This is a genomic window from Ralstonia sp. TCR112 (assembly GCF_007997035.1).
GTDB lineage: Bacteria > Pseudomonadota > Gammaproteobacteria > Burkholderiales > Burkholderiaceae > Ralstonia > Ralstonia edaphi.
In genome coordinates, this window is record NZ_VOSS01000128.1 from 1 (window position 1) to 9,455 (window position 9,455).

Here is a 9,455-nt window from a genome sequence, read left to right on the forward strand (position 1 = left end):
TACGACAGCGACGAATACCCCGTACCGAAATCGTCGAGCGCGATGTCGATGCCCGCGCGCCGGAATTCGTGCAGGTGTTCCATCACCTCTGCACTGTCGGCCATCAGTGAGCCCTCGGTAATTTCAACGACGAGGCTGTGCGGCGCAAGCCCCCGGCGCTCCACTACCTTCGGCCACGATTCGGTGCCCGACTGGTGCGCGCGGAACTCCAGCGGCGACTTGTTGACCGACACCTGCATCGTGTTGTCGAGGGTGGCGTGCCAGTGCGTGAGCTGGTCCAGCGCTTGGTTCAGCACCCACTTTCCGATCTCGACGATCAGCCCACTGTCTTCTGCCACCGGAATGAAGTCTGCCGGATCGATCTCGCCCCGCGCCGGATGCGTCCAGCGGGTCAGCGCCTCCGCCTTGCAAACCTTTCCCGTGACCAGATCGACGATGGGTTGGTAGTGCACCGCCAGCTGGCCGTGTGCGAGCGCCACGCGCAAGTCGCTGGTCACGCGCAGGCGTTCCTGTTCGGCACGCTGCAAGGCCGGGGTGAAGACGGCCCACTGGTTGCGCCCGGCGCTCTTGGCCGCAAACATGGCCTGGTCTGCGCACACGAGCAACGATTCAGCGGTGTCGGCATCGCGCGGATACAGCGCTACCCCGATGCTGGCCGACACTTCCACGCTTTCCTCGCCCAGCTGCAACGGCGCGGCAATGCGCGTGAGCAAGCTGCGGATGATGGGTGTGGCCGCTGGGGCATCGGGCAGGTCCGGCAGGATGATGGTGAACTCGTCGCCGGCCAGCCGCGCGACCGTGTCGGTGCCGCGCACGATGGCCGAGATGCGCCGGGCGATCTCCTTGAGGAGGATGTCGCCCTGGTCATGGCCGAGCGAGTCGTTCACTTCCTTGAAACGGTCCAGATCGATGAACAGCAACGCCAGTTGTGTCGACGTCTGGCGCGCCCGTGCAATCTCCTGGCGCAGGCGGTTGTAGAACATGTGCCGGTTGGGCAGATCGGTGAGCGCGTCGAAGTTGGCCTGCCGCCAGATGACCTCTTCGGCGCGCTTCTTCTCCGTCATGTCGTGGATGAGCGCAACGCGGCGTGGCTCGCCCAGCGTGCTGTCTGCAAACGTGTCGATGGTGAGCAGCGCGGGGAACTCGCTGCCGTCCTTGCGGCGGATCAGGTACTCGCCGCTCCACGTGCCTCTGGTGGAGACGCCCTCGCGCATGGCGTCGATGACGGCGCGCTCGTTGCATTCGGAGCGGATCGCGTCGCTGGACTGGCCCTTGAACTCCTGCGCCGAATAGCCCGTGGTGACGGTAAAGGCCGGGTTCACGTCGATCACGCGCCCGTCGAGCGTCATCACCATCATTGCTTCGCTGCTCGATGCATAGACCATGGACGCCAGGCGCATGTCTTCCATGTGCCGCTTGCGCTCGGCTCCCTGGTGGCGCAGCGTGAAATACAGCAGCGCGAGAAGCAGGGTGGAGCCCGCCGCCTCGACCAGCGCGGTGCGCCGGTAGCCGTCGTAAGGCGCCAGCACCGAGACGACCGACTCGCCCACCAGGAAGTACAGCCCGATCTCCGGCACATGGTGATAGCCGATGATGCGCTCCACTCCGTCGGTGCCCGACACCACGCGGTAGCTGCCGGTGTCCTGCGCACCGGGCTTGTTGAACTGCCGGCGGCGCGGCGGCTTTTCGATACCTGCAGTCGGGTTCGGCACGCGGGCCAGGATCTGACCGGACTCGCGGATGATGGTGGCAGCCCCGTCCTTGCCGATGGCGAGCGTATTGGCAAAGCTCGCGAACTGTTCCGGGCTGACCGACACCACCACGACGCCGGCAAACTGGCCCGCCCTGAGGATGGGGCGCGTGAACTGGATCGACCACTTTTTCGAGACCTTGCCCTGCACCGGGTCGCTGATGAACAGCACGTCGCGTCCGCCGGATTCCTTGTGCACGCGAAAGTGCTCGCGCTGGCTCAGGTCGAGGCGTTCTGTCGTGGGGCCGATGCTGGAGTAGACGAGCATCCCGTTCTCGTCGATCACAGCCACCTGGAAGGTCAGGTCGCGCACGGCTTCCTGCCGCTCGTGGATCACGTGGTCGAACACGTCGCGACCGGATAGCCAGCTCGCGCGCAGATCGAGCAGGAATTCGGACACGCGCCGCACGCTGCCGAGCGAGTACTCGCCAAATGCCCGTGCTTCGACCTGCGTGCGCGCCTGCGCATCACGGATCAGCCGGTCGCGTTCTTGTGTGAGTTGATGGAACGTGAACGTCCAGATGAACAGCAGGACCACCGCTGCCCCGATGTTCAGCGGCGACAGCAACCTCTGCCGCCATCCTTGCCGCGGTGTTGTCTCGGTCGTGCTATCAGAAGAAGCCTTCGATTGCTCTGCGGGCATCCCCACTCCAGCGTTTGCGTGTCCAGTTGCCTAGGGCACGCGCGCAGCGTGCCTGGGTGTCGGCAATTCATGTGCCTCTCACTCTATATCGGAGCGGGCCCCATGTGTCTTAACCCGACCGTGGAGGCAGGGCAGCAGGAGCGCAATCGTTTGCCCGGGGCAGGTAAAACCCGGACTTACCCTTGGTTGCTGTTTGTGCGGCGCAACGCCTGCAGAGAGAGGCGCCGCGCGGCCGAAGGCACGCGGGCGCCGGCAGGGTCAGCGTTCGTAAAACGCGGCCTGCTTGTCTGCCATGTCACGCAACAGGGCAGGGGGCGCAAAGCGGCGGCCGTGTTCTGCCGCGAGCCGGTCGCACAGTTCGACAAAGGCGCCCACCCCCACGCGATGGATATGCGACACAGGCCCCCCACGGAATGCCGGGAACCCCCAACCGAGCAGCGCGCCCACATCGGCATCGCGCGGATCGGTCACCACGCGCTCATCCAGGCATCGCGCCGTCTCCACGGCCTGCACGGTGATGAGGCGGTCGACCAGCGTCTGCACGTCGGGCTGCGCGGCGGCGTTGGGGTATTCGGTCGCCAGCCCGGGCCACAGCATCTTCTTGCCGCCTTCCGGATAGTCGTAGAAGCCGCGGCCCGCCTTGCGGCCGATGCGGCCCAGCGCGACCATGCGCTCGGCCACGGCTTCGCCCGGGCGCTCGATGTAGGCGACCCCCAGGTCGGCGCGGGTCTGCTGGTTGACCTTGTGGATCAGTTCGCTCGAAACCTCGTCGATCAACGCAAGCGGCCCCACCGGCATGCCGGCCAGCAGCCCGGCGTTTTCGATCAGCGCAGGCGCCACGCCTTCGGCGAGCATCGCCAGGCCTTCGAGCACGTAGGTCGAAAACACGCGGCTCGTATAAAAGCCGCGGCTGTCATTGACGACGATGGGCGTCATGCCGATGGCCTTGACGTAATCGAGCGCCTGCGCAAGCGTCGCCCGCGTGGTCTGGCTTGCGACGATCACCTCCACCAGCGGCATCTTGTCGACCGGCGAGAAGAAATGCAGCCCGATGAAGTTGCCTGGGCGCTGACTCGCTTCTGCCAGACCGGTAATCGGCAGCGTCGATGTGTTGGACGCGAAGATGGCATCGGGCGACAGCACGGCCTCGGCCTGGCGTGTCACGTCGGCCTTGATGTCGCGTTGCTCGAACACCGCTTCAACAACGAGCCCCGCGCCGTCCAGGTCGGCGTAGGACGTGGTCGGCTGGATACGCGCGAGCAGCGCTTCAGCTTCGTCGGCATGCAGACGGCCGCGCTGTACCTGTTTCTCGACGAGCTTGCGTGAATAGTCTTTACCGCGTTCGGCGGCTTCTTGCGTGGTGTCGAGCAGCACGACGGGCAACCCTGCCTTGGCGGTGACGTAGGCGATGCCGGCGCCCATCATGCCGGCCCCCAACACGCCGATCTTGGCGTAGCGCCGCGCGGGCACCTCGGCGGGGCGTGCGGCCAGTTTGTTGGCGGCGTTCAGGCTGAAGAAAAGGGTACGGATCATCGCCCGTGCCTCCGGCGACAGCACCGCCTGCACGAAGTAGCGCGCCTCGGTCTTGAGCCCCGTATCAAGATCGGTGATGAGCCCTTCATACACGCACGACAGGATGCTCGCCGCGGCCGGATAGTTGCCGTAGGTTTTCTGCCGCAGCATGGCGTTGGCCGCGGTGAAGAGCTGCTGCACGGCGGGGCTGGCGATGCCGCCGCCGGGCACCTTGTAGCCCTTGATGTCCCACGGTTGCTGCGCGCGGGTCTGGCCTTCGCCGAGCAGCCACGTGCGCGCGGCATCGGCCTCGTCGCCCGCATTGACGACCGCATCGAGAATGCCGAGTTTGAGCGCGTCTGCCGCGTTGATGCGCTTGCCTTCAAGCAGCATCGGCAGCGCCTTCTGCGCACCAATCAAGCGCGGCAGACGCTGCGTGCCGCCGCCGCCCGGCAAGAGACCGAGCGTGACTTCGGGCAGGCCGAAGCGCGCGCGGGCGTTGTCGGCGGCCACGCGGTAGTGGCAGGCCAGCGCAATCTCCAGCCCGCCGCCCAGCGTCGAGCCCGGCAGCGCGGTGGCCACCGGCTTGCCGCAGGTTTCCAACTTGCGCAGCATGCGGTGCAGTTCGCACGTGCGTTCAAACAACGTGGCTGCATCGTCGCTGGCCTGCAGCCATTCAAGGTCGCCGCCGGCAATGAAGTCCGCCTTGGCGGAGGTGACGAGAATGCCTTTGACGCTGGCATCGGCGCATACGCGGTCGATGGCGGCAAAGAAGGCGGCACAGGTTTCGCCGTTGAGCACGTTCTGTGCACGGCCCGGCTGGTCCCACGTGAGCGTGGCGATGCCGTCGGTGTCGATGGTGATGTCGATCATGTCAGCACGCTCCTTAAACGCGTTCGATGATGGTGGCGGTGCCCATGCCGGCGCCGACGCACAGCGTGGCCAGGCCCGTGCTTGCGCCACGCCGTTCCAGCTCGTCGAGCAGCGTGCCGAGAATCATGGCGCCTGTGGCGCCGAGCGGATGGCCCATCGCAATGGCCCCGCCGTTGACGTTGATGCGGTCATGCGGCACGGCCAGCACCTCCATGAAGCGCAGCACGACGGAGGCGAACGCTTCGTTCAGTTCGTACAGGTCGATGTCGGCCGCCGACATGCCGGCGCGCTTCAGTGCCTTCTCGGCCGCGTACGAAGGGCCGGTCAACATGATCGACGGCTCCGAGCCGATGCTCGCAAAGCTGCGGATGCGCGCACGCGGTTTGAGGCCCGCGCGCTTGCCGGCCTCGCGGCTGCCGATCAATACGGCTGCGGCGCCATCGACGATGCCCGAGCTGTTGCCCGCGTGATGCACGTGTTCGATGCGTTCGAGTTCGGGATAGCGCTGGCGGATCACGGCGTCAAAGCCGTATTGCTCGCCCAATTCCGCAAACGAGGGTTTGAGCTGCGCGAGTGTGTCGACGGTGGTCTGCGGGCGGATCATCTCGTCGCGGTCGAGGATGGTCAGGCCGTTCTGGTCGCGCACCGGCACGATCGAACCTGTGAACCAGCCAGCGGTGCTGGCCGCATGCGCGCGGCGGTGGCTCTCGGCGGCGTAGGCGTCGACGTCATGGCGGCTGTAGCCCCACTTGGTGGCGATGGTGTCGGCCGACACGCCTTGCGGCACGAAATACAGCGGGATGGCCGCGGCCGGGTCCACAGGCCATGCGCCGCCGCTGGCACCCATCGGCACGCGCGACATGCTCTCCACGCCGCCGCCGATGGCGAAGTTGCTCTGCCCGGCCATCACCTGTGCAGCGGCCATGTTGCAGGCCTCCAGGCCCGAGGCGCAGAAGCGGTTGATCTGCACGCCGGCCGTCGTCTCGGCATAGCCGGCGGACAGGACTGCCACGCGGCCGATGCACGCGCCTTGTTCGCCCACCGGTTCCACACAGCCGAGCACGACGTCGTCCACCAATGCCGTGTCGAGCTGATTGCGATCGCGGATGGCGCGCAGTGCGGTTGCGGCCAGGCGCAGCGGCGTGACACCGTGCAGGCTGCCGTCCTTCTTGCCCTTGCCGCGCGGGGTGCGAACGGCGTCGTAGATATAGGCTTCCATAGCGTTGCGTCCTGAAGGTCGTGCTCGTTAAAGGGTGCGGGCGATCAGCTCTTTCATGATCTCGTTGGTGCCGCCGTAGATCTGCTGCACGCGAGAATCGGCCCACGCGCGGGCGATGGGGTATTCCCACATGTAGCCGTAGCCGCCGTGCAGCTGCACGCAGCGGTCCATCACCTTGAATTGCAGGTCGGTGGTCCAGTACTTGGCCATCGATGCGGTGGCGGCATCGAGCTTGCCGGCCAGCTTGAGCGCGATGCACTGGTCGACGAACACACGGCCGATCTGCACTTCGGTTTTCAGTTCTGCCAGCGCGTGGCGCGCGGTCTGAAAATCGAGGATGGATTTGCCGAAGGCCTGGCGCTCGCGCACGTAGCGCAGCGTCCATTCGAGCGCGCCCTCGGCCGAAGCGATGGCGCCGATGGCGATCTGCAGGCGCTCCCACGGCAGTTCCTGCATCAGGTACGCAAAACCGCGATGCTCTTCGCCGAGCAGGTTGGCGGCCGGCACGCGCACGTTGTCGAAGAACAGCTCGGCGGTGTCCTGCGCCTTCATGCCGACCTTCTTCAGCCGCTTGCCCTTGCTGAAGCCGTCCATGCTGGTGTCGACGACAAAGAGGCTCGTGCCCTTGGCGCCGCCTTCGGGCGTGCTGCGCGCCACGACGATCACCACGTCCGCGTGCCAGCCGTTGGTGATGAAGATCTTTGATCCGTTGAGCACGTAATGGCTGCCGTCGCTGCTGCGCGTGGCGGTGGTGCGCACGCCTTGCAGGTCGGAGCCCGCGCCGGGTTCGGTCATGGCAATCGCGCCGATCATCTCGGCGCTCGCCAGCTTGGGCAGGTAGTGCTGTTTCAGCGCCTCGCTGCCGTAGTGCAGCAGATACGGCGCGACGATTTCAGAATGCAGGCCGAAGCCCAGGCCCGTGGCGCCCGTGCGGGCAATCTCCTCGATCAGCACCGTGCTGTAGCGGATGTCGGCCCCCGCGCCGCCATAGGCCTCGGGCATGCTGGCGCAGTGGTAACCGGCGGCGGCCGCTTTTTCCCAGATGGCGCGGTCGACGTAGCCCTGGTCTTCCCAGCGCTCGTGGTGGGGCAGGACTTCGGCGTCGATGAAGCGGCGGACGGATTCACGGAAGGTGTCGTGTTCAGCGTCGAACAGCGTACGGGCAATCATGGCGGCTCCGGAATGGGCGGCGGATGGGTTGCCGTATTTCAACAAGGCCGCGACAATTCCGGTTGATCCGGATCGCCACTTTCTTGATATGAAGCGCCAGCCGAAAGCTGCCTCCAAACGCGCCGGTTTGCACACGCGAGCGCGCATTGCCATCCTGCTGCCGCCGCGCCTGTTTGCGGGTTACGTGTTTCTGACCCAGGAGATGCTGCTGGTGGCGGGCACCATGCAGGCGCGCAGCGTGGATGTGATGGGCAGCCGGCTCTTCGACATCGATGTGTTGTCCGCCGATGGGGCGGCCGTCCGAAGCTTTGGCGATATGCCTGTGCCCGCCACCGCCGCGCTGACCGATGCGCCCTACGACGTCGTGATCGTGCCCGCACAGTTCGCCCCGGAGGCGACATTGGATGCGGAAGAAGCGTGCCTCGCCGAGTGGCTGCGCAGGCGCTATGAGGCTGGCGCCCTGGTGGTTGGCATGAACGCGGCGCCGCTGTTCGCCAAGGCTGGATTGCTGGATGGTTGTAGAGCGACCGGGCTGGCAAGCGAGCGCGCCTGGTTTGCACGGCATTTTCCCGACGTGCATTACACGCCCGACCGGCCGCTTGCGGTGGATGGCCGCATCATCACCGTCAGCGGCATCAACCCCGCCGTGGACGCCTGCGCGTACGTCATCGATCACTGCCGCGGGGCCGGCGCATCGCGGCGGATGTTGCGCACGGCGCTCACGCAATCCCTGCCGTCATACGAACACATGGCCGTGTGGACGGCTCAGTTCAAGCGCCACGGCGATGCGGCCGTGCTCGCCATCCAGGACATCGTCGAACGGGAACTGGCAGCGCCCCCAACGCTGGCGGAGCTGGCCGCCCAGGCAGCGATGAGCGAGCGCAGCTTGACGCGCCGCTTTGCCGTCGCCACCGGCAGCAATCTGCGGCGCTACGTGGCGACGCTGCGGCTGGAACTGGCCGCGTTTCTGCTGCGAACCGGCCGGCAGCCGCTCGATCACATTGCCGATGAATGCGGCTACGGCAGCGTCAGCGCACTGAGCCGCGCGTTTTCTGCCGGCCGCGGTTGCAGTCCGCTGCAATACCGGGCGCAGCACCGCACCCGCTGAAGCTTCACGGACGCAGCAGATCGAAGCCGGCCAGCAACACCACGCCCGAGAGCGCGGTCAGCGGCAACGAATGTTGGCCAAAGTACAGCAACGCGGCGGCCAGCCAACTGGCCGCGAAGAAAGCGCTCATGCGGTTCATGATGTCACCTGATCGTTGTTGGGTGGGGAGCGGTGCGGCCGGCACATTTACGCGTGCTGGTAGCGGTATTCCTGCGTCTTGCCGCCGTAGCCGTAAGCTGCGGCGCGAACGTCCTGCACATAGATATAGCTCTCTTCGTGCAGATTGCCGAGCAGCTCGGCAAAGGCCGTGAACGCCGCGGCGATGTACTGCGCCTTCTCGGCCTTGGTATTCGTTTCGTCCGTCACCTTGATGTCGAAATAGACGCTGTTCTTGCCTTGTGCGGCCAGCGTCTGCCCGCCGACGATCCAGTCTTCCGGGTCGACATAGTCGATGGCAATGGCCGTGACCTTCGGGTCCTTGCCGAGGATGCGGGAGGTGAGTTCGAGCAAGGTGCCGGCGATCTTCTGCGTCATTTCTGCAGAACGTTTGGCGCTGACTTTGACGTTGAGGATGGGCATGATGGTTTCTCCTGTTAGTTAGCAATGCAACTACATGGCCAAAAAAAATGGACGCTCATGTCAGGGTAGAGCGCACACCTCGGATCTTCGTCACCGTATCGGTGAATTCGGTACTGCCCAGCACGCGCTTCAACCTTGCGGTGACGGCGCCGCTGGCCTCGTTCAACGCCGCACCGATCTTGACGGCTTCCGGCGTCGGGAAAATGGCGGTCTCGCGGCCGTCGGCTTCCGTCTTGCGACGTTCGATCAGGCCCTTGCTTTCCAGCCCATCCAGCGCGCGCGTTGCCGTGGGGCGCGTGACCGACATGGCTTCCGACAACTCGCTTTGCAGCATGCCCGGGCGATCGACGATCGCACGGAGCATGAAGCCTTGCGGCGGCGTGAGATCGAACGGCGCAAAGGCGTCTGCCCAGACGCGGTCGAGCTTGCGGGCCAGGGCAGTGGTGTTGAAGTAGAGGCAGTGGTCGAACATGGTGAGGTGGATGGTAGGGGATGATGGTTAGATATGCAACTTGTTTTTTTGTGTTGGTGGTCCACCCCCCTTTCGTTCCCTGCCGGGACCGACTTACTTTTCTTTGTCTTGCCAAAGAAAAGTAAGCAA

8 protein-coding genes are annotated in these 9,455 nt (G+C 65.5%); 1 reads left to right on the forward strand and 7 read right to left on the reverse strand.

The window, feature by feature from the left end; all coding sequences use genetic code 11:
* The 4 genes from FUT88_RS23715 to FUT88_RS23730 all read right to left on the reverse strand — a co-directional run.
* The coding region (locus FUT88_RS23715) for a diguanylate cyclase domain-containing protein (RefSeq protein WP_147218881.1) at nucleotides 1–2,393 on the reverse strand (2,393 nt) is incomplete at its 3' end.
* A gap of 258 nt (nucleotides 2,394–2,651) precedes the next feature.
* The gene (locus FUT88_RS23720) at nucleotides 2,652–4,778 is read right to left on the reverse strand and encodes a 3-hydroxyacyl-CoA dehydrogenase NAD-binding domain-containing protein (protein WP_147218883.1); all 2,127 of its coding nucleotides are present in this window, start codon (nucleotides 4,776–4,778) and stop codon (nucleotides 2,652–2,654) included.
* Nucleotides 4,779–4,791: 13 nt separating this feature from the next.
* Nucleotides 4,792–5,997, reverse strand: a complete 1,206-nt coding sequence (locus FUT88_RS23725; RefSeq protein WP_147218885.1) for an acetyl-CoA C-acetyltransferase — start codon at nucleotides 5,995–5,997, stop codon at nucleotides 4,792–4,794.
* A 27-nt stretch (nucleotides 5,998–6,024) separates the two neighbouring features.
* Nucleotides 6,025–7,167, reverse strand: coding sequence for an acyl-CoA dehydrogenase family protein (locus tag FUT88_RS23730; protein WP_147218760.1), 1,143 nt, complete (start codon nucleotides 7,165–7,167; stop codon nucleotides 6,025–6,027).
* 88 nt (nucleotides 7,168–7,255) lie between these two features.
* Here FUT88_RS23730 and FUT88_RS23735 point away from each other — a divergent pair, with 88 nt between their 5' ends.
* The gene (locus tag FUT88_RS23735) at nucleotides 7,256–8,275 is read left to right on the forward strand and encodes a GlxA family transcriptional regulator (protein WP_147218762.1); all 1,020 of its coding nucleotides are present in this window, start codon (nucleotides 7,256–7,258) and stop codon (nucleotides 8,273–8,275) included.
* Between the two features lie 4 nt (nucleotides 8,276–8,279).
* Here FUT88_RS23735 and FUT88_RS26980 read toward each other — a convergent pair whose 3' ends face one another.
* The 3 genes from FUT88_RS26980 to FUT88_RS23745 are packed head-to-tail and all read right to left on the reverse strand — an operon-like array spanning nucleotide 8,280 to nucleotide 9,326.
* Entirely contained in the window at nucleotides 8,280–8,414 is a 135-nt protein-coding gene (locus FUT88_RS26980) for a hypothetical protein (protein WP_004632518.1), read from the reverse strand.
* Between the two features lie 47 nt (nucleotides 8,415–8,461).
* Nucleotides 8,462–8,854, reverse strand: coding sequence for a tautomerase family protein (locus tag FUT88_RS23740; protein WP_147218758.1), 393 nt, complete (start codon nucleotides 8,852–8,854; stop codon nucleotides 8,462–8,464).
* Between the two features lie 55 nt (nucleotides 8,855–8,909).
* Nucleotides 8,910–9,326 (reverse strand): MarR family winged helix-turn-helix transcriptional regulator, encoded by a 417-nt coding sequence (locus tag FUT88_RS23745; protein WP_027679670.1) that lies wholly within the window; start codon nucleotides 9,324–9,326, stop codon nucleotides 8,910–8,912.
* Nucleotides 9,327–9,455 lie beyond the last annotated feature (129 nt).